This is a genomic window from Sphingobium fluminis (genome assembly GCF_037723805.1).
Lineage (GTDB): Bacteria > Pseudomonadota > Alphaproteobacteria > Sphingomonadales > Sphingomonadaceae > Sphingobium.
Genome location: NZ_JBBJUK010000001.1, coordinates 685,106 through 707,359, shown reverse-complemented (window position 1 = coordinate 707,359; position 22,254 = coordinate 685,106). Strand labels below are relative to the sequence as shown.

General features: G+C 64.5%; 26 protein-coding genes. 15 read left to right on the top strand and 11 right to left on the bottom strand.

Features of this window, described 5'->3' with window-relative positions; translation table 11 throughout:
• Nucleotides 1-136: 136 nt before the first annotated feature.
• Genes WG907_RS03500 through WG907_RS03480 form a run of 5 tightly spaced genes read right to left on the bottom strand, consistent with a single transcriptional unit; the run spans nt 137 to nt 2,532 of the window.
• On the bottom strand, nt 137-445 hold the full coding sequence (locus WG907_RS03500) for a hypothetical protein (protein ID WP_340231208.1): 309 nt from the start codon (nt 443-445) through the stop codon (nt 137-139).
• Nucleotides 446-449: 4 nt separating this feature from the next.
• Nucleotides 450-725: a flagellar biosynthesis anti-sigma factor FlgM gene (flgM, locus tag WG907_RS03495; RefSeq protein WP_340231207.1), complete on the bottom strand. Its 276-nt coding sequence runs from the start codon at nt 723-725 to the stop codon at nt 450-452.
• A gap of 45 nt (nt 726-770) precedes the next feature.
• A complete protein-coding gene (locus tag WG907_RS03490; protein ID WP_340231206.1) occupies nt 771-1,319 on the bottom strand; it encodes a flagella basal body P-ring formation protein FlgA in 549 nt (182 codons plus the stop codon).
• A gap of 56 nt (nt 1,320-1,375) precedes the next feature.
• Nucleotides 1,376-1,867 (bottom strand): flagellar motor protein MotB, encoded by a 492-nt coding sequence (locus WG907_RS03485; protein WP_340231205.1) that lies wholly within the window; start codon nt 1,865-1,867, stop codon nt 1,376-1,378.
• Nucleotides 1,864-2,532 carry a motility protein A gene (locus tag WG907_RS03480; RefSeq protein ID WP_340231822.1) on the bottom strand — a complete coding sequence of 223 codons (669 nt, stop codon included), beginning with the start codon at nt 2,530-2,532 and terminating at the stop codon, nt 1,864-1,866. Before WG907_RS03480 ends, WG907_RS03485 begins: the two co-directional genes overlap by 4 nt.
• 264 nt (nt 2,533-2,796) lie before the next feature.
• Here WG907_RS03480 and flgB point away from each other — a divergent pair, with 264 nt between their 5' ends.
• From flgB to WG907_RS03410, 14 genes are all read left to right on the top strand, one after another.
• Entirely contained in the window at nt 2,797-3,165 is a 369-nt protein-coding gene (flgB, locus tag WG907_RS03475; RefSeq protein ID WP_340231204.1) for a flagellar basal body rod protein FlgB, read from the top strand.
• Between the two features lie 2 nt (nt 3,166-3,167).
• Nucleotides 3,168-3,578, top strand: coding sequence for a flagellar basal body rod protein FlgC (gene flgC / locus WG907_RS03470; protein WP_340231203.1), 411 nt, complete (start codon nt 3,168-3,170; stop codon nt 3,576-3,578).
• A complete protein-coding gene (locus WG907_RS03465; protein WP_340231202.1) occupies nt 3,575-4,234 on the top strand; it encodes a flagellar hook assembly protein FlgD in 660 nt (219 codons plus the stop codon). Before flgC ends, WG907_RS03465 begins: the two co-directional genes overlap by 4 nt.
• 21 nt (nt 4,235-4,255) lie before the next feature.
• Nucleotides 4,256-5,098, top strand: a complete 843-nt coding sequence (locus tag WG907_RS03460) for a flagellar hook-basal body complex protein (protein ID WP_340231201.1) — start codon at nt 4,256-4,258, stop codon at nt 5,096-5,098.
• A gap of 25 nt (nt 5,099-5,123) precedes the next feature.
• Nucleotides 5,124-5,867: a flagellar basal-body rod protein FlgF gene (locus tag WG907_RS03455; protein WP_340231199.1), complete on the top strand. Its 744-nt coding sequence runs from the start codon at nt 5,124-5,126 to the stop codon at nt 5,865-5,867.
• Nucleotides 5,868-5,879: 12 nt separating this feature from the next.
• Complete coding sequence (flgG, locus tag WG907_RS03450) at nt 5,880-6,668, top strand: flagellar basal-body rod protein FlgG (RefSeq protein WP_340231197.1); 789 nt, start codon at nt 5,880-5,882, stop codon at nt 6,666-6,668.
• Nucleotides 6,665-7,357 carry a flagellar basal body L-ring protein FlgH gene (locus WG907_RS03445; RefSeq protein ID WP_340231196.1) on the top strand — a complete coding sequence of 231 codons (693 nt, stop codon included), beginning with the start codon at nt 6,665-6,667 and terminating at the stop codon, nt 7,355-7,357. Before flgG ends, WG907_RS03445 begins: the two co-directional genes overlap by 4 nt.
• A 17-nt stretch (nt 7,358-7,374) precedes the next feature.
• A complete protein-coding gene (locus tag WG907_RS03440; RefSeq protein WP_340231195.1) occupies nt 7,375-8,472 on the top strand; it encodes a flagellar basal body P-ring protein FlgI in 1,098 nt (365 codons plus the stop codon).
• On the top strand, nt 8,472-8,783 hold the full coding sequence (locus WG907_RS03435; protein ID WP_340231821.1) for a rod-binding protein: 312 nt from the start codon (nt 8,472-8,474) through the stop codon (nt 8,781-8,783). Before WG907_RS03440 ends, WG907_RS03435 begins: the two co-directional genes overlap by 1 nt.
• Entirely contained in the window at nt 8,780-10,120 is a 1,341-nt protein-coding gene (gene flgK, locus WG907_RS03430) for a flagellar hook-associated protein FlgK (protein ID WP_340231194.1), read from the top strand. Before WG907_RS03435 ends, flgK begins: the two co-directional genes overlap by 4 nt.
• Nucleotides 10,121-10,133: 13 nt before the next feature.
• Nucleotides 10,134-10,979 (top strand): flagellin, encoded by an 846-nt coding sequence (locus tag WG907_RS03425; protein ID WP_340231192.1) that lies wholly within the window; start codon nt 10,134-10,136, stop codon nt 10,977-10,979.
• A 118-nt stretch (nt 10,980-11,097) separates the two neighbouring features.
• Complete coding sequence (gene motA / locus WG907_RS03420; RefSeq protein ID WP_340231191.1) at nt 11,098-11,961, top strand: flagellar motor stator protein MotA; 864 nt, start codon at nt 11,098-11,100, stop codon at nt 11,959-11,961.
• Nucleotides 11,962-11,964: 3 nt separating this feature from the next.
• Entirely contained in the window at nt 11,965-13,020 is a 1,056-nt protein-coding gene (locus tag WG907_RS03415; RefSeq protein WP_340231189.1) for a flagellar motor protein MotB, read from the top strand.
• Nucleotides 13,021-13,114: 94 nt separating this feature from the next.
• Nucleotides 13,115-15,115, top strand: coding sequence for an alpha/beta hydrolase family protein (locus WG907_RS03410; protein WP_340231188.1), 2,001 nt, complete (start codon nt 13,115-13,117; stop codon nt 15,113-15,115).
• A 17-nt stretch (nt 15,116-15,132) separates the two neighbouring features.
• On the opposite strand, the gene WG907_RS03405 is transcribed toward WG907_RS03410, so the two are convergent.
• The 6 genes from WG907_RS03405 to WG907_RS03380 form a co-directional block, all read right to left on the bottom strand.
• Entirely contained in the window at nt 15,133-16,485 is a 1,353-nt protein-coding gene (locus WG907_RS03405; protein WP_340231187.1) for an ATP-binding protein, read from the bottom strand.
• Nucleotides 16,482-17,201 carry a response regulator gene (locus WG907_RS03400; protein WP_340231186.1) on the bottom strand — a complete coding sequence of 240 codons (720 nt, stop codon included), beginning with the start codon at nt 17,199-17,201 and terminating at the stop codon, nt 16,482-16,484. Before WG907_RS03400 ends, WG907_RS03405 begins: the two co-directional genes overlap by 4 nt.
• A 132-nt stretch (nt 17,202-17,333) precedes the next feature.
• The gene (locus WG907_RS03395) at nt 17,334-17,990 is read right to left on the bottom strand and encodes an EF-hand domain-containing protein (RefSeq protein WP_340231185.1); all 657 of its coding nucleotides are present in this window, start codon (nt 17,988-17,990) and stop codon (nt 17,334-17,336) included.
• Nucleotides 17,991-18,121: 131 nt separating this feature from the next.
• Nucleotides 18,122-19,339, bottom strand: a complete 1,218-nt coding sequence (locus WG907_RS03390; RefSeq protein WP_340231184.1) for an argininosuccinate synthase — start codon at nt 19,337-19,339, stop codon at nt 18,122-18,124.
• Nucleotides 19,340-19,485: 146 nt separating this feature from the next.
• A complete protein-coding gene (locus tag WG907_RS03385; RefSeq protein ID WP_340231183.1) occupies nt 19,486-20,448 on the bottom strand; it encodes a hypothetical protein in 963 nt (320 codons plus the stop codon).
• A 185-nt stretch (nt 20,449-20,633) separates the two neighbouring features.
• Complete coding sequence (locus WG907_RS03380; protein ID WP_340231181.1) at nt 20,634-20,837, bottom strand: DUF4169 family protein; 204 nt, start codon at nt 20,835-20,837, stop codon at nt 20,634-20,636.
• Nucleotides 20,838-21,045: 208 nt separating this feature from the next.
• Here WG907_RS03380 and WG907_RS03375 point away from each other — a divergent pair, with 208 nt between their 5' ends.
• On the top strand, nt 21,046-22,227 hold the full coding sequence (locus tag WG907_RS03375; protein ID WP_340231180.1) for a diguanylate cyclase domain-containing protein: 1,182 nt from the start codon (nt 21,046-21,048) through the stop codon (nt 22,225-22,227).
• Nucleotides 22,228-22,254 lie beyond the last annotated feature (27 nt).

Below are 22,254 nucleotides of genomic sequence, written 5' to 3'. Positions count from 1 at the left end.
ACTTATTACGGGGATCATTAGAGCAAGGCTTGTGCCAAGATTTGGTTAACGCGCGCTTATTTATATTGGCGCGGCGCACGCGCGCGCGGCGAGGAGCGCGCTTTACAGCGCTTATAACGACCGAAATTAATTGGATTTAGCGGCGGTAGACGAGCGGCGCGGACTGGGCGCCATGGGCCGCGAGCAGGGCTAGCCGCTGGGCGGCATGGTCGTGCAGCAAGCTGGTGCGGATGCGCGCCGATTCGAGCAACGGCAAAAGCGTGCTCAGTCGTTCGAGAATAGCGGGGTCGGCGCGCCACGCGCCGATCGCGCGAACCGTGGCGGCGGCCTGGGACACGCGCGCGCTCGCGGCGTCGATGGCGGCGGCGTCGAACCCGTCGAGCACATCACGCAGATCTTCGAATGCGTGAAAAAGATCGTCGAGGGCGGCGAGGCCGAGCGACATGATCTTAGCCGGCTACCGGCAGATCGAGGGCGAGCATGCGGTCGGCGATCGCCGCCGCATCGACCGGATAATTGCCCGACGAGATCGCCGCCTTGATCGCGGCGATGCGGTCGAGGTCAACAGGCGCGCCTTGCGCCGCCATGCGGGCCGCCGGGCTGGCCGATTCGGTCGAGGAGGCCGTGGCCGATCCGGCCGGTGCAGCCGAGCGGGTCTTGCCGCTTTCGCGCAAGCGGGTCGCCTCGATGGCGGCGCTGATGCCCTGGCCGACTGACTTGATCATGCTTCTATCCTTCGTTCGTCCCATGCAGACTATATACGGATATGTTCAAAAATCATTAAATCCCGGAATGCGGACGATACCGGCGTCGACAACCTGCGCGGAAATGGGCGCGGATTTCTTGTCCTCGCGCACGCGGATCGTCTCGCCGATCGCGCCATCCTCATCCGCCAGCATGACGCGCGAGACGCTGAAGCTGCTGTTGCCGGCGGTGAGCTGGACCGGATCGCCGCGCCTGACCACCGCCTGTTTCGGCAGGGCGCGCGCGGCCGAAGCGTAACGGCCGACGGGTCCGGTTACGCCCGCTGCACCACCGGCTGCCAGCGGCACGCGGATGCGCCAGCCGAGCGCGTCGCATTTGACGATGGCCGCGCCGAAGACCGGCCCGTCGACAGCAGGCGTGGTCGGACAGGCCGCGAGGCGAAGACGGCGATCGACCGGCGCGATCGGCCCGCCCGGTTCGCCCATATTCGCGCCTACCGTCATCGCGACGAGGCCGTCCAACCGGTCGAGATTTTCGAATTTCTGTTGCGCCACGGCGGGCTGCGCGGCGATGGCGGCAAGCGTCACGGCAAGAATGGCGGTCAATCTGGTCACGGGCGGCTCCGATATGGGCACAGTCATGACATTGATACAGCAATATTCATGCCAGTTTATCGACGGACCCTGCCCGGCGCGATGCGAATGATCTGCCCCTCGCTGGCGCGCTCGCCGCCCTGATCAAGCCCCCGGATCAGCAGACGTTCGCCGGCAATGCCGTCGGCCTTCAGCGCGCGCGCGACGGCGCCCAGCCGGGCGGCGGCGAGATCCCAGTCGTCGAAACGCTGGTGCGCCGCGTCGGAGCCGTGGCTGCGCACTTCGAGGCCCCCCGGCTCGCGTGCGAACTGACTCGCCACTTGCCTGAGGCGCTGCTGGCCGGCGATCGTCAAAAAGGCTTCGCCGGGGGTAAACAGCTCCGCCGCGCGCAGTTCGACGCCCGCGCGCATCGCAGGTCCGCCAAATTGCCGGCTGAGGCCCGCGAGCATGGCGTCGCGCCGCTGACCGCTGGCCTGCAACAGCACGAAAAAGGCGAGCAGCAGCAGGGTCAGATCGGCGAAGCTGATCGACCAGCGATTGCGCCGGGCAAGCGAGGGGGCTGCGCTCATGCGACTTCGCGGATCGCGGCCCGGCGCACCGGCGCATGTTCGCGGCGCGCGATGGAGAGCATGCCGTCGATCACCTCCTGCTGCCAGGCCAGCTCGCGCTCCGACAGGTCGGCGAGGCGCGCGGCGACCGGCGCGGCGATGATGTTGGCGATGACGACGCCGTAGAAAGTGGTGAGCAGCGCCAGCCCCATGGCGGGGCCGAGCGCGGCGGGATCGTCCATCGCCGCGAACATGCCGACCAGACCGATGATCGTGCCCGCCATGCCCAGCGCCGGAGCGGCGTCGGCGATCGACAGCCAGGCGTTGCGCGCGCTGGCGTGGCGTTGTGCGCGATCGGCGAGCGATTGCGCCGCCCAGCGTTCGAACAGGTCGATACGATCGCTGTTGGCGAGCTTGCGCGCCGCCTGCGTCAGGAAGGGATTGGCGGTCTTGACCCGGTCGGTGCAGGACAGGCCGCGCAACTGCGCCACCTGATCGATCTTGAGCATCGCCGCGCGCGCCGCATCGCGATCGCGAGAGGGGTCGGCGGTGCAAAGCGGCCCGATCGCGAAGAAGGCGCGGCCGAGCGCCGCCAGCCCGTTCTGGAACAGCGCGACCAGCCCGATCCCGGCGACCATGGCCGCCAGCGTCAGGGGATCGAAGAGATGGCCCATGGTTTCGATCATCGAAAAACTCACCCCCGCTGCGCGCCATCGGCAAGGCGGCAAGCCGCTGCCGCCGACCGGCAAATTTCTGCCGCCCTTGCCGCCAGCAGCCGTGAAAGCCGCAGATTTGCGCGACATTCAACGTGCCGGGCCACGCCAGATCAAAACTGGCACGGCTCTTGCGGATATCAGGCTGGAACACCCTCGCCGGACGCCCTTGAGCATCAGAACGGCAGGAGTGGGCCAAGCTTTAGCGCCTGCGGGCAAAAGGGAACGGAAGTCGAAATGTCGTTGGATGACAATCTGTTCGGGATCCATGGAAAGGCGCTGGCGCTTCGCTCGCAACGCCTGTCCCTGCTCGCGTCGAACATCGCCAACGCCTCGACCCCCGGATACAAGGCGCGCGACATCGATTTCGACGCTGCGCTGAAGAAAGCGACCAGCGCCGCCGGCGGCACGGCCGCCAGCCTGTCCAAGGCGGCAGACGACAGCATGGGCTATCGCGTGCCGCTGCAGCCCAGCCTGGATGGCAATACGGTGGAACTGAGCACCGAGCAGACATTGTTCGCTGAGAACGCCGTCAAATATCGCACGACCCTCTCCTTCCTCGAAGGTCGCCTCAACACCATCACGCGCGCGCTGAAGGGAGAATGAGCATGAGCGGTTCGGGACCCATGAACGTGTTCGACATCGCCGGCCGGGCCATGAGCGCTCAGCTGATGCGGCTCAATACGACAGCGTCGAACATGGCCAATGCCGGCAATGTCACCGGCAGCGCGGCGACCGCCTATCGTGCGATCAAGCCGGTGTTCGAATCCGTGACCGACAGCCCCGGCGTTTCGACCGTCAAGGTCGCCAATGTCGTCACCACCAGCGCGCAGCCGACCAAGCGCCACGACCCCAATCATCCGCTCGCCGACAAGAATGGCGATGTCTGGGAAGCGGCGGTGGATAGCAATGCCGAGCTGATCGACATGATCGAGACCGCGCGGATGTACCAGAACAACGTGCAGGTGCTCAACACCGCCAAATCCCTGATGATGGAAACCATAAGGATCGGGAAATGACGACGACCTCCACCGTCACCGACAGCGCGGGCCTCAATGTCTATAATGGCAACAAGACCGTGGGCACCGGCAAGTCCGAAATGGGCCAGGCCGATTTCCTGCGCCTGTTGACCACGCAGATGCAGACGCAGGACCCGTTCCAGCCGGTCGACAATGCGCAGATGGTTTCGCAGATGGCGACCATCACCAATTCGAGCGGCATCGCCGAAATGAACGCCAACCTCGCCGCGATCAAGTCGCAGCTTGGCGGATCGCGCATCGGCGACGCGGCGAGCTGGATCGGCCGGTCGATGCTGGTCCAGAGCAATATCGCCGCGCCCGACGCCAACGGCCTGTACGCAGGCCAGATCACCCTGCCCGCCGCCACCAGCGGCGCGAGCGTCGATCTGGTCGATGCCAGCGGCAATGTCGTCAAGTCGATCGCGCTTGGCGACCGGCCGGCCGGCGACGCATCCTTCTATTGGGACGGCAAGGACGATAGCGGCCAGACCGTCGCTTCGTCCGCACTTCGGGTGCAGGTCAAGGGCGCGACGCCAAGCAAGGTCGCGACCTGGGCTACCGTCGCCGCCGTGCAGTCGCCGGCGGACGGTTCCGCCTCCAAACTCATCACCGCGCTCGGCACCTACAGCCCGTCCGACGCACTCAGCCTCAGCTAACTTCACCTAAGGAGCAACGCCATGTCCTTCTACATCTCGCTTTCCGGTCTCAAGGGTGCGCAGGCCGACCTGTCCACCATTTCCAACAATGTCGCCAACGTGAATTCGACCGCGTTCAAGAAGAGCAAGGCGCAGTTCGGCGATATCTTCGCCGCCGCGCCGATGCAGACCACCAACCAGGTCGCGGGCCAGGGCGTGCGCGTCCAGGGCATCACCCAGCAATTCACGCAAGGCACGCTCGAAACCACCGACAAGACGCTGGACATGGGCATCACCGGCGAAGGCTATTTCACCGTCAAGGGCGAAGATGGCACGATCAGCTATACCCGCAACGGCGCGTTTGCGGTCGATGACGACCGCTATGTCGTCGACACGACGGGTTCGCGCATTCAGGTGCTGGCGGTCGATCCCGCGACGGGCGCGCTGACCACGCCGCCGACCAATACGACGACCCCGGCCAGCCTGACCGATCTTCAGGTGCCCACCACCTATCTGGGTCAGGGCACTGTACAGCTGACCAGCGTCGGCGTGTCGAAGGAAGGCCTCGTCTCCGCCATCTACGCCGATGGCAGCACCGCCTATCTGGGTCAGGTCGCCATGGCATCCTTCAACAGCCAGGAAGGCTTGCGGCAGGAAGGCGATGCGCATTGGTCCGCAACCGTCGCCAGCGGCAACGCGATCATCGGCACGGCCAACACCGGCATGTTCGGCGCGGTTAACTCAGGCTCGCTGGAGCGCTCCAACGTCGACATCACCGACGAACTGGTCTCGCTGATTTCGGCGCAGCGCAACTTCCAGGCGAACGCGAAGGCCATCGAGGCCGCGAACACGCTGACCACGACCATCGTCAATATCCGCGGCTAAGGCGGACGGGACAGAAGGATAGCCCATGGACCGGCTCGTCAACACGGCACTTACGGCAATGCGCGGCGCGATGGCGCGGCAGGCGTCGATAGCGAACAATCTCGCCAACGCCAACACCATCGGCTTTCGCGCCGAAATCGCCAATGCCGAGACGCGCTGGATCAAGGGCGATTCGTTCGATACGCGGGCGCAAGCCTCCGAACAGGTGATCGCGGCCGACATGGCGCAGGGCGCGATCACCCAGACCGGCAACCCGCTGGACGTCGCCATGAACGGCGACGCGCTGCTGGGCGTGCAGGGCGCGGATGGCAACGAAGCCTATACGCGCCGGGGCGACCTCAAAGTTTCCGACAGCGGCCTTTTGACCACCGGCGACGGCCTGCCCGTGCTGGGCGACGGCGGTCCCATCACCCTGCCCGCACTCAGCAGCGTGTCGATCGCGCAGGATGGCAGCATCTGGGGCGTGCCGCTGGGCGGCGACCCGGCCAGCCCGCAGCAGGTCGACAAGCTCAAACTGGTCAGCCCGGTCGGTTCGTCCATCGCCAAGGGCAAGGACGGTCTGTTCCGCGAGGCCAATGGCGGCGCGTTGCCCGACGATCCACTCGCCACCGTCACCGCCGGCGCGGTCGAAGGATCGAACGTCAACGCCACGACAGCGCTGGTGCAGATGATCGAGGCGAGCCGCGCCTATGAAACGCAGGTCAAGATGATCGACACCGCCAAGCAGCTCGATGACGGCGGCGCATCGCTGATGCGCCTCGATTCCTAAGGGAGACATGAAATGAGCAACGCAGCCCTTCAGGTCGCCCGCACCGGGCTCGACGCGCAGAACACCAAGATGCGCGTGATCGCCAACAACCTGGCGAACGTGAACACTACCGGGTTCAAGCGCGACCGCGCCGATTTCGAAACGCTGGCCTATCAGCAGATCGTCGCGGCTGGCGCGAACAGCGACAGCGAGAACAAGTTCGCGACGGGCCTTAACCTTGGCTCGGGCGTGGCGCTTCAGGGCACCAGCAAGATCAACACGCAAGGGACGCTCCAGGAAACCGGCAACGCGCTCGACATGGCGATCGAGGGCGCAGGCTATTTTCAGGTGCAGCGGCCCGACGGATCGACCGCCTATACCCGCGCCGGCAATTTCAGCGTCACCGCAGAAGGCACGGTCGTCACCAGCGATGGCCTGCCGCTGATCCCCGCGATCACCGTGCCGCAGGGCGCGACATCGGTGTCGGTCGGCAATGACGGCACCATATCGGCGACATTGCAAGGGGAAGCGGCGCCCACCCAGCTTGGCCAGATCGAACTGGCGAGCTTCATGAATTCGGCCGGGCTGCAATCGATCGGCGGCAACCTTCTGGTCGAAACCGCCGCCAGCGGCACACCCCAGGTCGGCGTGGCCGGCCTTGAGGGGCGCGGCAATATCCGCTCGGGCAATCTCGAAACGTCCAACGTCAATGTCGTCGAGGAGCTGGTCGACATGATCGAGACGCAGCGCGCCTATGAGGTGAACAGCAAGATGATCAAGGCCACCGACGAGATGCTGCAATTTGTGAACCAGAATATATGAGCCGCCTGATCCGCCTCGCCCTTCACACCGTGTCGGCACTGTCGCTGATCGCGCTGGCCGCTTCCCCGGCGATCGCCGGCCGCAAGAAGCGCGACATCGAGCGCGACTTCTACGCGCCGGCCGTGGTCGCGCCGGCCGCCGCGCCGGTCGCGAACGGATCGATCTTTCAGGTGTCGATGGGCTATACCCCGCTGACCAGCGGCGCGCGCGCCACCAGCGTCGGCGATATCATCACCATCGTGCTGGTCGAACGGACGCAGGCGACCAAAAGCAACAGCGCCGACACCAGCCGCAGTGGTAGCCTGGGCCTGACCCCGCCGTCGACGGGGGTGCTGTCCAAACTGTTTTCCGCGAGCGACGTCGCGATGGGCGGCCAGAACGCCTTCACCGGCAAGGGCGCGGCGACCCAGTCCAACGCGCTGTCGGGCGAGATCACGGTCACGATCGCGCAGGTCTTCCCGAACGGCACCATGCTGGTGAAGGGCGAAAAGGCGCTGACGCTCAATCGCGGCGACGAGTTCATCCAGCTGAGCGGCCTCGTGCGGCAGGCGGATATCGGCCCCGACAACCGCATCGCCTCGACCCGCGTGGCCGACGCCAGGATCATCTACAAAGGCAAGGGCGAGATCGCCAATGCCAGCCGTCAGGGCTGGTTGCAGCGCTTCTTCTCCGCGATCAGCCCCTTTTGATGGGACACAACCGCATCATGACCCGCCTGCTCGCTTTTATGCTGCCGCTGATGGCACTGGTTGCCGCGCCCGCCCATGCCGAGCGCATCAAGGATCTGGGCACGTTCCAGGGCGTGCGTCCCAACCAGCTGACCGGCTATGGCATCGTCGTCGGTCTCGCGGGTACGGGCGACGACAGTCTCGACTATGCGACGCAAGGCATGAAGGGCGTGGTCTCGCGCTTTGGCCTGTCGCTGCCGCAGGGGGTCAATCCCGCGCTCAAAAATGCGGCCGCCGTGCTCGTCACCGCCGATCTGCCCGCCTTCGCCAAGCCCGGCCAGCGGCTCGACGTGACGGTATCGGCGCTGGGCAAGGCCAAGTCGCTGCGCGGCGGCACGCTGATCATGACGGCACTGCGCGGCGCGGATAACGAGATTTACGGCATGGCGCAGGGCAATCTCGCCGTGGGCGGTCTCGGCGTGTCGGGCGCAGACGGCAGCCAGGTGTCGGTCAACATTCCCTCGGCAGGGCGCATTCCGGGCGGAGCCACGGTCGAGCGCGCGGTCGCCACCGGCTTCGACACCGCGCCCACGCTGATCTTCAATCTCGCCGAAGCGGATCTGACCACCGCATTGCGCGTAGCCGACGGCGTCAACCGCGCGTTCGGCGATCGCCGCGCCCGCGCCACCGACGCGGTTTCGGTCGCGATCGACGCTGCGCCGGGGGCCGAGGACCGCATCATGATGATGGGGATGATCGAAAATATCGAGGTCAACCCCGCCGAAGCGCCCGCCAAGGTGATCGTCAACGCCCGTACCGGAACGGTAGTCATCAACGGCGCGGTCAAAATCCATCCGGCCGCCGTCGCCCACGGCAAACTGACCGTCAGCGTCAGCGAATCGCCGCAGATCGTCCAGCCGGCACCCTTCAGCCAGGGGCAGACCGCCGTGCAGCAATCGAGCAGCATCGCGATCGACGAACAGAAAAAACCGATGATCGCCTTTAAAGGCGGCGCGTCGCTGACCGATATAGTCAAGGCGGTGAACGCCATCGGCGCATCGCCGGCGGACATGGTCGCTATTCTGGAAGCGCTCAAGCAAGCGGGCGCGATGAAAGCCGAACTGGTGGTATTGTGATGCAGGTATCGACGGTTTCAGCAGGCGCGGCCCAGCCAAGCGCGGCGAACAAGGCCAGTCTTGAAAAGACGGCGCAGCAGTTCGAGGCGATCTTCCTGCGTCAGATGATCGGCGCGATGCGATCGTCGAGCATGGGCGAGGGCATTACGGATTCGAGCGCGACCGAGCAGTTTCGCGACATGGCCGACGCGCGCACCGCCGATTCGATGGCGACCAAGGGCAGCCTTGGCATCGCCGAGCTGCTGCTGAAACAATTTGGCGGCAAGGCGAGCGTGGCAACGCCACCCGCCGCCGCGACCGGGCACAAATGAGCGATCTCTTCATCATCGGTGCGTCGGGCACGAAAGCCTATCGCACGGCGATGGCGGCGGTCGCGGAAAATATCGCCAACGCCAGCACCGACGGCTATTCGCGCCGGTCGGTGACGACGGTCGAGTCCGGTTCGTCCACCGCGACCATGGCAGCCTATACCACCAAGGCCAATTTCGGCGGCACGCAGGTGTCGAGCGTCAATCGCGCGACCGACCCCTATCTCGACGCAACCGTCCGCATGACCGGCATGGCGCTCGGCGGTTCGACCGCGCGGCTGCGCTGGCTGGGCGATACGGAAACCGCGCTCAACGACACGGATACGGGCGTCGGCAAGTTGATGACGGGCATGTTCCAGAATATCGACAAGCTGGCCGCATCGCCGAGCGACACGTCGCTGCGGGTGACGACGCTCGACAGCGTGACCCGGGTCGCCGAAGCGTTTCGCCAGACCGCCGCCGACCTCGCCAATGTATCGAGCGGCATCCATACCGAGGCGCAGGCTGGCGTCCAGACCGCCAATCGCGCGCTGGCCAACCTCGCCGACATCAACAACAGCCTGTTGCGGGCGCAGCCGGGCACATCGGCCTATGCGCAACTGCTCGACGGTCGCGATGCGGCGCTGGGCGAACTGACCGACAATCTCAATGTCACGATCAGCTTCGGCGCGCATGATTCCGCGCAGGTGAGCTATAATGGCCAGCCGCTGGTGCAGGGCATCACCGCCACCTCGATCGCGGTCGCCGCCAATGCCGACGGCACGCTGGCCTTGACGACGAGCGACGGCACGGCGCTGGCCGCGCCGGCGAACGGCGCGCTGGGCGGGCTGTTTTCCACCGCCAGCACGGTGACCGGGCGGCGCGCGAGCCTCGATTCACTGGCGGGGCAGTTCACCGCCGATGTGAACGCCTGGCACGCGCAAGGGCGGACCGATGCGGGCGCGGCCGGCACGCCGCTTTTGTCCTTTGGCGGCAGCGCCGCCACCATCGCGGCGCTCGTCACCGACCCTAAGGATCTTGCGACCCGATCGGCCGATGGCACGCTCAACGGCAATCTGCTGACCGCAGGCTCCGCCCTGCGCGGCGCGGGCAGCGTGGAACAGGGCTGGACGTCGCTGATCGCGATGCACGGCAATCTGCTCGCCTCGACCAAGGCCGAACAGACGACCGCGCAGGGCCGCAGCGATCAGGCCGTGGCCTCGCGCGAAACGGTGAGCGGCGTCGACCTCGACATGGAGGCGGCCGATTTGCTGCGCATCCAGCAGGCCTATTCGGGCTGCGCCAAGATTTTGCAGATCGCCAAGGAGGCGGTCGATTCGATCCTCCAGATCATGAATTGAGAAGGCTAAAGCCATGGTAGGAATCACGGCCAAGACGGCGATTGCCGAAATCCGGCGGCAGCAGGCGCTCTCGCAGAGCATCATCGAAGGCCAGACCGCGATTTCGAGCGGCATCACGCTCAACAAGCCGTCGGACAATGCGCTCGCCTGGGTCCAGGTGTCGGACATCGGCCGCGCGCAGGCGCAGCAGGCCGCATGGCAGGCCAATGTCAGCTATGGCGCCGGGCGCGCCGCGACCGCCGAGGCCAATCTGGAAGAGGTCAATAATCTGATGGTCCGGGCGCAGGAGCTGATCACATCGGCCCGCAACGGCGCGCTCAACGATACCAGCGGCGTCGCCATCGGCGAGGAATTGAAGACCATCCGCGCAACGGTCGGCGAATTGCTGAACCAGAAGGATTATCAGGGCATACCGGTGTTCGACGATGGCCAGAGCGTGCTCGTGCCCGTCAGTCGCGGCCTCAATCTGGCCGTCGTGGGCACACGCCAGTCCGTGTCCGAAGGTATCGACGTGGGCGGTTCGCGCAAATCGCTCGACGATATCTTCGCGCAAGGCCTCGCCGCGCTCGGAGGCGGCTCCGATGCCGATCTGTCCTCCGCACTTGCCGCGATCCAGGCGGGGCAGAATCACATCGCGGTGGAACAGGCGAAACAAGGCGTGCGCGGCGACCGGCTCGACGTAATCGGCACGCGCCTGACCAGCGTCGATCTCGACCTGACCGATCGCCGGTCCGACCTTGAATCCACCGACCTGACGGAGGTCATCTCATCGGTGAAGAGCAAGCTGCTGCAACTCGACGCCGCGCAGTCGGCCTTCGCGCGGATCAACCAGAAGACGCTGTTCGACCTGATCAGCTGACGGGGTCGATCGGTTCGTCCTAAAGCGACGCCTGATCGAGCCGTATTAACCATCTGACAGCCTCTACATGCGATGCTGACGGAATTGACGCCCTTGGGGCAGATAACGGGGATTTTTCATGTTCGCAGTCATCGGACTGGTCATCCTGCTCGTCATGGTGTTCGGCGGTTTCGCCTTCACCGGCGGCGACCTCGGCCCGGTGCTCCACGCCCTGCCCCACGAGATGCTGATCATCGGCGGCGCCGCCGTGGGCGCGCTCGTCATCGGCAATTCAGGTGCCGACCTCAAGGCGCTGGGAGGTGGCCTGGCCAAGGTGTTCAAGGGCGCGAAATATAAGAAGCAGGATTTTCTCGACTGCATCTTCCTCGTGTCCAAGCTGATGAAGACGCTGCGGGTCGAAGGGCCGGTGGCGCTCGAACCGCATATCGAGGATCCGTCCAGCTCCACCATCTTCACCGAATATCCCAAGCTGATGAAGGACAAGGCGCTCATTCACCTGATCAGCGACACGCTGCGACTGGTGGTGATCTCGTCCGGCACGCTCGATCCGCATGCGGTCGAGGAGGTGATGGACAACAGCCTCAAGACCCATCATCACGAAGCGATCAAGCCGGCCGACAATCTGCAGGGCCTCGCCGACGCCCTGCCCGCGCTCGGCATCGTCGCGGCGGTGCTGGGCGTGGTCAAGACCATGGGGTCGATCGACCAGCCGCCCGCCATTTTGGGCGCGATGATCGGATCGGCGCTGGTCGGCACCTTCCTTGGCATTTTGCTCGCCTATGGCATGGTCAACCCGTTCGCCAACCGCTGCCGCAGCGTGATCGAGGCGGACGGCGCGATCTATCATGTCGTCAAGCAGATCATCATCGCCTCGCTCCACGGCCATCCCCAGCCGCTGGTGATCGAAGCCGCGCGATCGGGCCTGATCCACGCCAACCAGCCCGGCTTTGCCGAAGTGTTCGACGGCATGCGGGGCAAATAAGCCATGGCCGACAAGAAGCGCGGCGCGAACGAGCCCGAACCCCGGCCGATCATCGTCAAGAAGATCATCGTCGAAGGGCATGGCGGCCATCATGGCGGCGCGTGGAAGGTCGCCTATGCCGATTTCGTGACGGCGATGATGGCGTTTTTCCTGCTGATGTGGCTGCTGGGCGCGACCACCGAAAAGCAGCGCAAGGCGCTCGCCGATTATTTCACGCCGACGCTGGTGGAGCTTAAAATGGCCTCGGCCGGTTCGACCGGGCTGATGGGCGGCGACAGTATCATGGGCAAGGAAAATTACCCCACGACCGGCGGTCAGGGCAACCTGTCCATCACCATCCCACGCGACGCCACCGGCACCAAGGAAGAAGGCGGCAAGGCGATGCGCGCCGCCGACCGCCAGAAATTCGAATCGGTCAAGAAGGCGCTGGAAGCGCGCATGGCGCGCCGGCAGGGCATCAACAAATTGCGCAAGAATGTGCGCTTCACCGAAACCCGCGAAGGGCTGCGCATCGACCTGATCGACGAAGCCGATTTCGCGATGTTCGCGATGGGGACCGATACCCTCGTGCCACAGGCGCGGGCGCTGATCGGCGAGGTCGCGGGCGTGCTGGCGACGATGCCCAATCCGCTGATCGTGCGCGGGCATACCGATGGGCTGCCCTATGCGGCGGGCCGGTCGATGAACAACTGGATGCTCTCGTCCTCGCGCGCCGAAGCGACGCGCAAGGCGCTGGCGGAGAACGGCATTGGCAATGCCCGCTTCGCCCGGATCGAAGGCGTCGCCGACCGCGAGCCTTTCGCGAAAGGCAACGCCTATGATCCCCGCAACCGGCGCATGTCGATCATCCTGGGCTGGACCCGTGGCGGCGGCGATGGCGGCGATGATGTGGGGTTGGACGCGGAAACCAAGGCTGCGGTCAAGGAGCGCGACGACCCGGCGAACGTCGCCCGACGCGAGGTGCAGCGAATCGACATGGGCGGCACCGGCATGCCGACCGGCGCGCAATTCATCAACCCCACCGCGGCCGGGACATCGGCCAAGCCGGGGAAGCATTGAGGCGGGCACGGGCTCAACCGACCTTCACTCCTGCCATTTACATGCCCCGGCGCGCTGCCCTAGGCTGATTGCAAGAGACTGTTGGGACGATGGCATGAAGCGTGAATTTTTGTCTTTGGTCTCCATCTTCCTCTCGATGTTCGTGGCCGGCATAGCCGCGGCCCGTCCAGCGTCTGCGCCGCCATTATCGGTCTATGGCCGGCTTCCGGGTTTCGAGCGGGCTGCGCTCTCGCCTTCCGGTGAACGGGTGGCGATCATAGGCGTTCTCGACACGAAAAGACTGCTGATCGTCGTCGATAAGGATGCGAAAATGATTTTTTCGACGCCGCTCGATGACATGAAGATACGTTCGCTCAACTGGGGCGGCAATGACCGAATTCTTATCTACAAGTCCGATACGGTTTCGCTGGGCGCTGGTTTTTCCACGGACAAGACAGAACTGGCTTCGGTATTCGTCATTCCACTGGACGGGTCGAAGGCCTGGTCGATCTTCCAGGGCAAGGACGATATTTCCGGGGGTGTCAGGCAATTTTTCGGCGTCAATGAGCGGGATGGCAAGTGGTATGGCTATTTCAGCGGCATAACGCTTGACCGTGATACCGGTGGGGAACGCTTTCTAAAGTCTACCAACCCGGTCCCGTACGAAGTAGACCTGCAAACTCAGGCGGTGCGAAAAATTGGTTTGCGTGCCGGGGACGGCATCTTTCGAAGCTGGATCATCGGCGCAGGCGGTACAGTCGCAGCATCACTGGACTACCAGTCGAAGAGTGGCGACTGGCAGCTACGGGGTAGCGCGGCAGCGAAGATCAACTCTGGCAACACTAAGCTCGGCGGGATCGACCTTGTGGGCCTTGGCAACGCCGCCGGCACGATTATCTACAGTCAGACCGACGACGAAGATGGCGAAACGCGCTGGTTCGAACAACCACTGGCTGGCGGAAGTGCGAAGGAAATACTCGCCGACACTTATGTCGAACGACCCTTTTTCGATGACCGATCGCGCCAGTTGATAGGATATTCCATCGTCGGCGATACGCCATCCTATCGATTCTTTGACGCCCGCAGACAGAAGATCATGGATGCGACGCAAAGAGCCTTTCCGGGCCTCGCCGTAAACCTCGTCGATGGGAACGAGAGTTTCGACAGACTGCTTGTGCAGACCGAGGGGGGCGACGATCCGCAATCCTGGTGGCTTGTCGACATCAAAACTGGCGCCGCCGCTCCGATTGGCCAATCCTATGCCGTGCAGTCGGCTCAGGTCGCCACGACGCGTCTCGTTCACTATGTGGCAGCCGATGGCAAGAAAATCGCAGGCGTGCTGACCCTGCCGCCCGGCACAATTGCCAAGTCGCTGCCGGTAGTGGTTTTTCCCCATGGTGGCCCGGCGGCGCGAGATACTGTCGGATTCGACTGGTGGGCACAGGCGTTCTCGGCGCAGGGCTATGCCGTGCTGCAGCCGAATTTTCGCGGCTCCACCGGCTATGGCGCGGAGTTTCGACGCGCCGGTTATGGCGAATGGGGTCGCAAGATGCAGACCGATATTTCTGACGGGCTCGCCTATCTGGCGAAGGAAGGCATTGTCGATCCCAGCCGTGCATGCATCATGGGAGCTAGCTATGGCGGCTATGCCGCACTCGCTGGCGTGACGCTCCAGCAAGGGATCTACAGATGTGCCGTGTCGGTGGCTGGCATCGGCGACGTCGCCAAAATGGCGAGGACGGACCAGGCCCAAAGTGGCCACGATCCTACGCTCCGGCGCGCTTTGGCGCAGGAAATCGGCAGCGGCCGCGATCTGGCGGCAATTTCTCCGATACGCTTTGCCGACAAGGTGACCGTGCCCGTCATGCTCATCCACGGCAAGGACGACACGGTCGTGCGCTATGAGCAGAGCCGCGACATGGCCGGCGCGCTGCGGCGAGCCGGCAAAGCCGTCGAATTCGTCACTCTGGATGGCGAAGATCATTATCTATCGAGGGGAGACACGAGGCTTGCCATGCTGGAAGCGGCAGTGCGCTTCATCAGGACCCATAACCCGCCCGGCGCAGCGAGCGGCCAGGCGGCAGGCAGTGCTACAGCTGCGGCCGGAGCGAGATAAGGCGGAGATGCACTCCCCTACTCCACAGGAATCTCCAAACTAGCCTCCAGCCCGCCCCCTGCCCGGTTGGCGAGCCTGAGCGCGCCGCCATGTTCGGCCATGATCGCGCGGACCAGCGCGAGGCCCAGCCCCGCCCCGCCGGTGTCGCGGTTGCGCGAGCCTTCCAGGCGGGTGAAGGGCTCCATCATCTCCTCCATCCGGTCGTCCGCGATGCCCGGGCCGTTGTCCGTGACGATCAGGCGGATGACGCCCTCGCCGCGCGCGACGCTGACATGGGCATGGTCGCCATAGACGATGGCGTTTTCGATCAGGTTGCGGAGCGCCCTGCGGATCTGGCGGGGGCGGACATTGGCGACAGCGCGGTCGCTTTCCGCGAGGTCGACCGGCGATCCCAGCTCGATGAAATCCTCCACCACGGCGTCGGCGAGAGCGGACAGGTCGACCTTCTGCGGCGCTTCGGCCCCGCGCCCCGCGCGGGCGAGCGAGAGGATATCCTCCAGCATGCGGTTCATTTCCTCGATGGTTTCGGACATGCGGGCACGTTCGCCTTCATCCTCCACCGATTCGGTGCGGACGCGGAGCGAGGCCAGCGGGGTGCGCAGGTCATGGCCAATCGCGCCCAGCATCCGGTCCTTTTCATTGAGCATCGCAAAGATGCGGCCGCGCATCGCGTTGAACGCCATGGTGAGATCGCGCACGTCGCCGGGCCCGCGCTCGTCCACCGGATCGCCGGCACCCGTCCTGGCGAACTGCTCGGCGGACGACGTCAACTGTTTGAGCGGTCGCGCCAGCCGCCGCCCGATCCACAGCAGGGGCGCGAGGACGATGACGTACAGGATCAGCGTCTGGACCATCAGCCAGCCGCCAAAACGTGGTGGCCGGTCGCCCGAGCGGGCCTGCGTCACGACCCATTTGCCCGGCTGATATTCAGCGGCCATGACGAGGCGGCGGCGCGATGGCCCGTCCATTTCATGGCCCGGTCCTTGCGCGCGCTGGCGAATCTGCGCCCAGCGCCGATTGGGCCTGCGATCCTCATCCTCGACGACGCGCACAGAGCGGATGGCCAGGCCGATGTCCTGGAACATGGTTTCTGCCCGCCGTTCGATATCGGGGCGCGCCTGTCCGGCCAGAGCAGGCGCACCGGTGATGAACCGCGCGCGCGGCCGATCCCCGCCCCGGCGGTCCGGGCGATTGTCGAGCGCGTCGACAATGCGATAGACGGCCGGCGCGGTCTGGCCCGTGAGCTGCAACCGGTTACGTTCCTGCAGCAGCAGCGCGAAATTGATCGCCTGCGCGACGAACAGCGCGATGGCGACAAGGATGATGATCTGGCCAACGAGGCTGCGGGGCCAAAGTCGGAGGGCTTTCACAATCTGCGCACCTCGGCGGACAGGGTGTAGCCGCCACCCCAGACGGTCTTGATGAGCGTCGGGTTCTTGGCGTCGGGTTCGATCTTCTTGCGCAGGCGGCTGATCTGATTGTCGATCGCGCGATCGAACGCATTCGCCTCCCGCCCCTGGGTGATGTCGAGCAGTTGATCGCGGCTCAGCACCTGATTGGGCCGGGTGGCGAAGGCCAGCATCAGATTATATTCGGCGGTCGAAAGCGGCAGCGAGACCCCTTCGGCATCGACTAGCACCCGCTCTTGCGACTTGAGCAGCCAGCCGGCAAAGGCGTAGGTCGCGCCGTCGGGCGCGGTGACGCGCTGGCCGCCGGTCGCGACGCGGCGGAAGATCACCTTGATCCGGGCGACCAGTTCGCGCGGAGAAAAGGGCTTGAGCACATAATCGTCCGCGCCCATTTCCAGGCCGACGATCCGGTCGGTCTCCTCCGACTTCGCGGTTAGCAGGATGACGGGAATTTCGCTCGTTTCGCGAATATGACGGCACAGCGACAGCCCGTCCTCGCCCGGCATCATGATGTCGAGGATGACAAGGTCGATGGCGTTGGCGTTAAGGCGCAGACGTGCTTCCGACGCGTTTTCCACGGCGGTCACGCGAAAACCGTTGCGGCTAAGATATTGCGCCAGCGGCTCGCGGATCGATCGCTCGTCGTCGACGAGCAGGAGATGGGGTCGTTCGCTCATGGCCATCTGTCTGTCATGGGTTGAAGAAGGTTGGAAGGGCGAAGGCGTTAAAGGGGGAGGCCTTCGCCCTTCCCGCCGGCGGCGCGGTTCAGGGACAGGGGGATGTCTGGTCGCGCCGGCGACGATAGCGGATCAGCCTGCGGGCGGCGGCGGGCCTTTGCGGTCGTGCCACTTGCCGCGCATCTGACCGCGCATGGTTTCGCGAGCGGCCTTGAGTTCGTCGGCGCTCACCGTGCCGTCATGATTGGCGTCGGCCTTGTCGAACATGGCGAGCGGGCCGGCCATGAATTCCGCCTTGGTCACGACGCCATCCTTGCCGGCGTCGCGGCCGGGACCCATCATCATGCCGCCACCGGGGCCGCCATGATGACGGCCGCCCCAGCGGCGGCCTTCGGGACCACCGGGCCTGCCGTCCGCATTCTGCCGGTCATGGCGGGCCTGCGCCCCGGCGACGAATTCCGCCTTGCTGACCTGGCCGTTTCGGTCGGTGTCGAGCGCGGCAAAGCGCGCGTCGAGACGCTCGGCGCGGCGTGCTTCGCGGTCTTCCCTGGTCAGCTTGCCGTCCTTGTTGGCGTCGAGCTTGGCGAAGCGGGCTTCGAGTGCGGCGGTGAGTTCCGCCCTGGTGATGGCGCCATCCTTGTTCGCGTCGACCAGCGCCATCAGCCCGCCGCCGCGCGGCCCATGCGCGCCGTCGCGGCCATCGGGCTGCGCGAAGGCAAGGTGCGAGGCGGCGAGGCCGCCGACGAACAGCGAGCCAAGCGCCACCGTGCCAAAAAATCTGCGGATCATGCCAGTCTTCCTTTCGAGCATTTGTCTGGACGGCGTTGGCCATCCTTGACGATGCTTATCGGGGGAGATTGTCCGTAAACTTTGTCAGGTCATGCGCGATTATGTCGCAATTTGTAATGGCGACGCCCGCGTTACCGATCGCGCCGTCCCAGCAGCCGCAGTCGCAGCGCGTTCAATTTGATGAAACCCGCTGCGTCGCGCTGGTCGTAAGCGCCGGCGTCATCCTCGAACGTCACGACCTTTTCGCTGTAGAGCGAATAGGGCGATTTGCGGCCGACGACCTGGACGCTGCCCTTGTAAAGCTTGAGACGGACCGTGCCCGTGACCTTTTCCTGGCTGTGGTCGATCGCGGCCTGAAGCATTTCGCGTTCGGGGCTGAACCAGAAGCCGTTGTAGATCAGTTCGGCATATTTGGGCGCGAGTTCATCCTTGAGGTGCGCCGCGCCGCGATCCAGCGTGATCTGTTCGATGCCGCGATGGGCGAGATGATAGATGGTGCCGCCGGGCGTTTCATACATGCCGCGCGACTTCATGCCGACGAAGCGGTTTTCGACGAGGTCGAGCCGGCCGATGCCATGGTTGCGGCCATAGTCGTTCAGCGATTCGAGCAACGTCGCGGGCGACATGCCGACGCCGTTGATCGCGACACCGTCGCCCCGCTCGAAATCGATCGTGATATATTCGGGCATATCGGGCGCGTCTTCGGGGTTCACCGTGCGCGAATAGACATAGTCAGGGACTTCATCCCACGGGTCTTCCAGCACCTTGCCCTCCGACGAGGTGTGCAGCATGTTCGCGTCGGTCGAAAACGGGCTTTCGCCGCGCTTGTCCTTGGCGATCGGGATCTGATTCTGTTCAGCGAATTCGATCAGCTTTGTACGGCTGGTCAGATCCCATTCGCGCCAGGGGGCGATCACCTTGATGTCGGTCTGGAGCGCATAATAGCCAAGTTCGAAGCGGACCTGGTCATTGCCCTTGCCGGTCGCGCCATGGGACACGGCGTCGGCGCCGACCATTTTCGCGATCTCGATCTGGCGCTTGGCGATCAGCGGCCGGGCAATCGAGGTGCCGAGCAGATACAGGCCCTCATACAGCGCGTTGGAGCGCATCATCGGAAAGACATAGTCCTTCACGAATTCCTCGCGCAGATCGTCGATGAAGATATGCTCTTCCCTGACGCCCATCAGCCGCGCCTTGGCGCGCGCGGGTTCCAGTTCCTCGCCCTGCCCCAGATCGGCGGTGAAGGTGACGACCTCGCAATTATAGGTTTGTTGCAGCCATTTGAGGATCACGCTGGTGTCGAGTCCGCCCGAAAAGGCGAGGACGATTCGGTTGACGGACTCGGACATGCGGCGGCGACCCTTTTCATAATGGCGCGAATGACCGGCGGGCCGGTATCAGGCGCGACGCGCAAGCGCAACTATGGGGTGGGCGACCACAAGAAAGGGCGACGCACAGGCGCCGCCCTTTCCGCTTCGATGACGGTGCGGCCGGCCTAGCCGATGCCGGGCACCCAGCCCTTGCGGCGGCCATCGGCCTTGCCGAAGCTGAAGATGGTCTGCGAACGATCCGGCGCAGGGCCGGCCGCAGCGACGGGGCTCGTCGGCGATGCGGGCGGGATATCCGCCTGGCGCTCCTCACGTTCCTGAAGCAGCGCGATCGCTCTCCTTTTGCGCTTGGCGTGGGTGAGGAACGGATTTTCCGCACTCGGCGGTGCGGCGATCATCGCGTCAAGCGTCGTTGCAGGCACCGTATCCGCGTGCGCCATGGCTGGGCTCGCGGCGGGCGCGACAAGCGGGGCGCTGTAGGCCGGGGCCGGGGCGACCGAATCGACCGGCTCCAGCGACGCACTATCCTGATCGATCAGCGCGTCGTCGGTGCGACGACGACGGCGCATCATGATCGCCGTACCGGCCAGCCCGGCGAGCAACAGGGCTGCGCCACCCAGACCGACGGCCACGGCCTGGCCACTGTCGTTCGAGACAGGAGCCGCCGTTGGATCGGGCGAGACAATGGGCGACGGTTCCGCCCTATTGATGGGCGCGACGAGCTGCCCCGCAGCCACCGGGCGAGCCACTTCTATAGGTTGGGCAGGTTTTGCTGGCGCTGCCGCGCGATCGGCTTGAGCCAAGCGTGCAGGCTGCTCCCCTGTTTGCCGAGACACGGGCGAAGCGTTACGCCGGACCGGCACGGCTGATTTTTCAGCCTCCGACTTCGCGACGGCTTCGGCCAGACGGGCTTCGACCGAGGCGGTTTGCTGCACCACAGGAGCAGAGGGCGCCATTACGGGTGCGGCGGCTGGTGCAGCGGCCGGCGTCGGAGGTGCGACCGGGGTCGCCGCCAACGGCGCGACGCCTTGCGCGACAGGCGGGGCAGCGACCTCTTGCGCAAGCACAGCGGTTGAACTGAAGGCCAGAACAGCGGCAATCGCGGCCCTGGCGGGGCGGGTTGAAGACATATGTGCAGTCATAGCACAATAATTAACGGGCAAATGATCCATTCGACGCACTGATATCGTCATGTTCGGGACGAACGGTTGTCTCAGACCGTTAAATCGAGATTATGAACATGATTTATGAATATCCGTTCATGACGATCCCACGTTTCCGACAATAACGACTTTAACTTCTGCCATAGTCAGCTTCAATCTTCTTGAGCCTGGATATCTGTCGCCCCGTCTCGACGCGCGCCATCGATATGAGCGTTCAGCCGCGCGGCATCGGCCGCCTCAGCCTGTTTTTGCGCCTTGGTTCGCCCGAATTTAAGGCGATTGGCCTGAGCAACCGACAATCTATCCTGCCGCGCCTTCGCCTTGCGTGCCCGCCTGAGGTTTATAAGGTCACCCATTCACGCCCCTTCCGACTGGTTCTGATGGAATATAGCGATATGTCGGGATGAAATCACCCGGCAGCCTGCCGCCTTCACTAAGACATCTCGATACCATCCGCGCCCGGTACGCGCCGTCTGGTCCGAACCGGCTTCATGTCGTCGCGTCGGTAGGAAGCTGTTAACTTTCTGGCCCGATTTTGGGAGCATGGAGAGACGTGAATCCCGCATGCCGCGCCCTGCGCCTTCGACCAGCGGTCGGGCGAGGCTACCCGACGCTGTCTATCGCGATTTTATCGCGACCTTATTCACGATGACCGTACCGATCGTCGGGTTCGGCATCCTCTACGCGGCAGTCGGCGCTTTGATCTGTCTCAAATGGCGTGACCCGGTGATCGGCTTTCTGACCACGGCCGCGATTGCGGTGACGTGCGCACGCGTCCTCCTGATCCGCGGTTATCACCGGGCCGGAGGGGCTGCGCAAGCCATCCCGAAGCTCAGCCAGTGGGAGAAACGCTATGCCCTCATGACCTATGCGTTCGCAATACTGCTGGCCGGACTCAACGTCAGGGCGTTGACGGTGCATCAGCCGCTGATCCATCTCACCACGATCAGCCTCGTTTTCACCTTCGGCGCGGGCATCGTTTCGAGAAACGCCTCTCGCCCCCGGCTTTGCGTCGTCAGCCTTCTGCTGGCCGTCGTTCCTACCGCCGCCGCATTGTTGCTGCATGCATTCAGCCCCTATGACGAGTTGCTTCATGCGCAATTCTTCGCACTGGAAGCGATCCTCCTGCTGGCGGTTACGGGAATGAGCTTCGCCTCGGTGCGGCATCTCTACGATGCGTCGGTCGACCATCTGACCACCAAACATGATCTGGCCAAGCTGGCCCGTTTCGACGCCTTGACCGGACTGCCCAACCGGCTGCTGCTGCGCGAAGCCTTTCAGGCCAACCTGAAACTGGGCGCGTCGCCCGATCATCTTGCGGTTCATTATCTCGATCTCGATGGCTTCAAGGCGATCAACGACCGCTATGGCCATCCGGCCGGCGACCAGATGCTCGTAGAAGTGGCGCGCCGCCTGAAATCCGCTGTCCGGTCTACCGATACGGCATGTCGCCTGGGCGGTGATGAATTCCTGCTGCTTCAATCTCACGTCCAGCATGCCCATCATGCCGACTTGCTGGCGCGCCGGGTGATCAAACAGCTTGGCGAACCCTATCTGATCGACGGCATAGAGATGCGCATCTCGGCAAGCGCGGGCATCGCGATCGCCCCTGACCATGGCAGCGACCTGGAACGCCTGATCCGCTGCGCCGACGCGGCGTTGTATCGCTCGAAGGCGCGGGGAAAGGCGCAATTTCAATTTTATTCGATTGAAGATGATGAGGAAGTCGGGCGCGCGGTCGCCTGATAAATCCTGTTCTTCCAACCCACGGCC

Excerpts from the sequence above, each read along its gene's own strand:
- WG907_RS03385 (WP_340231183.1), bottom strand. The coding sequence starts at position 20,448 with ATGTCTTCAACCCGCCCCGCCAGGGCCGCGATTGCCGCTGTTCTGGCC.
- flgM (WP_340231207.1), bottom strand. The coding sequence starts at position 725 with ATGATCAAGTCAGTCGGCCAGGGCATCAGCGCCGCCATCGAGGCGACC.
- WG907_RS03445 (WP_340231196.1), top strand. The coding sequence starts at position 6,665 with ATGAGCCGCCTGATCCGCCTCGCCCTTCACACCGTGTCGGCACTGTCG.
- WG907_RS03500 (WP_340231208.1), bottom strand. The coding sequence starts at position 445 with ATGTCGCTCGGCCTCGCCGCCCTCGACGATCTTTTTCACGCATTCGAA.
- flgG (WP_340231197.1), top strand. The coding sequence starts at position 5,880 with ATGAGCAACGCAGCCCTTCAGGTCGCCCGCACCGGGCTCGACGCGCAG.
- WG907_RS03465 (WP_340231202.1), top strand. The coding sequence starts at position 3,575 with ATGACGACGACCTCCACCGTCACCGACAGCGCGGGCCTCAATGTCTAT.
- WG907_RS03485 (WP_340231205.1), bottom strand. The coding sequence starts at position 1,867 with ATGAGCGCAGCCCCCTCGCTTGCCCGGCGCAATCGCTGGTCGATCAGC.
- WG907_RS03440 (WP_340231195.1), top strand. The coding sequence starts at position 7,375 with ATGACCCGCCTGCTCGCTTTTATGCTGCCGCTGATGGCACTGGTTGCC.
- WG907_RS03415 (WP_340231189.1), top strand. The coding sequence starts at position 11,965 with ATGGCCGACAAGAAGCGCGGCGCGAACGAGCCCGAACCCCGGCCGATC.
- WG907_RS03380 (WP_340231181.1), bottom strand. The coding sequence starts at position 20,837 with ATGGGTGACCTTATAAACCTCAGGCGGGCACGCAAGGCGAAGGCGCGG.
- WG907_RS03390 (WP_340231184.1), bottom strand. The coding sequence starts at position 19,339 with ATGTCCGAGTCCGTCAACCGAATCGTCCTCGCCTTTTCGGGCGGACTC.
- flgC (WP_340231203.1), top strand. The coding sequence starts at position 3,168 with ATGAGCGGTTCGGGACCCATGAACGTGTTCGACATCGCCGGCCGGGCC.
- WG907_RS03460 (WP_340231201.1), top strand. The coding sequence starts at position 4,256 with ATGTCCTTCTACATCTCGCTTTCCGGTCTCAAGGGTGCGCAGGCCGAC.
- WG907_RS03455 (WP_340231199.1), top strand. The coding sequence starts at position 5,124 with ATGGACCGGCTCGTCAACACGGCACTTACGGCAATGCGCGGCGCGATG.
- WG907_RS03480 (WP_340231822.1), bottom strand. The coding sequence starts at position 2,532 with ATGATCGAAACCATGGGCCATCTCTTCGATCCCCTGACGCTGGCGGCC.
- flgK (WP_340231194.1), top strand. The coding sequence starts at position 8,780 with ATGAGCGATCTCTTCATCATCGGTGCGTCGGGCACGAAAGCCTATCGC.
- flgB (WP_340231204.1), top strand. The coding sequence starts at position 2,797 with ATGTCGTTGGATGACAATCTGTTCGGGATCCATGGAAAGGCGCTGGCG.
- motA (WP_340231191.1), top strand. The coding sequence starts at position 11,098 with ATGTTCGCAGTCATCGGACTGGTCATCCTGCTCGTCATGGTGTTCGGC.
- WG907_RS03375 (WP_340231180.1), top strand. The coding sequence starts at position 21,046 with ATGCCGCGCCCTGCGCCTTCGACCAGCGGTCGGGCGAGGCTACCCGAC.
- WG907_RS03435 (WP_340231821.1), top strand. The coding sequence starts at position 8,472 with ATGCAGGTATCGACGGTTTCAGCAGGCGCGGCCCAGCCAAGCGCGGCG.
- WG907_RS03425 (WP_340231192.1), top strand. The coding sequence starts at position 10,134 with ATGGTAGGAATCACGGCCAAGACGGCGATTGCCGAAATCCGGCGGCAG.
- WG907_RS03395 (WP_340231185.1), bottom strand. The coding sequence starts at position 17,990 with ATGATCCGCAGATTTTTTGGCACGGTGGCGCTTGGCTCGCTGTTCGTC.
- WG907_RS03410 (WP_340231188.1), top strand. The coding sequence starts at position 13,115 with ATGAAGCGTGAATTTTTGTCTTTGGTCTCCATCTTCCTCTCGATGTTC.
- WG907_RS03400 (WP_340231186.1), bottom strand. The coding sequence starts at position 17,201 with ATGAGCGAACGACCCCATCTCCTGCTCGTCGACGACGAGCGATCGATC.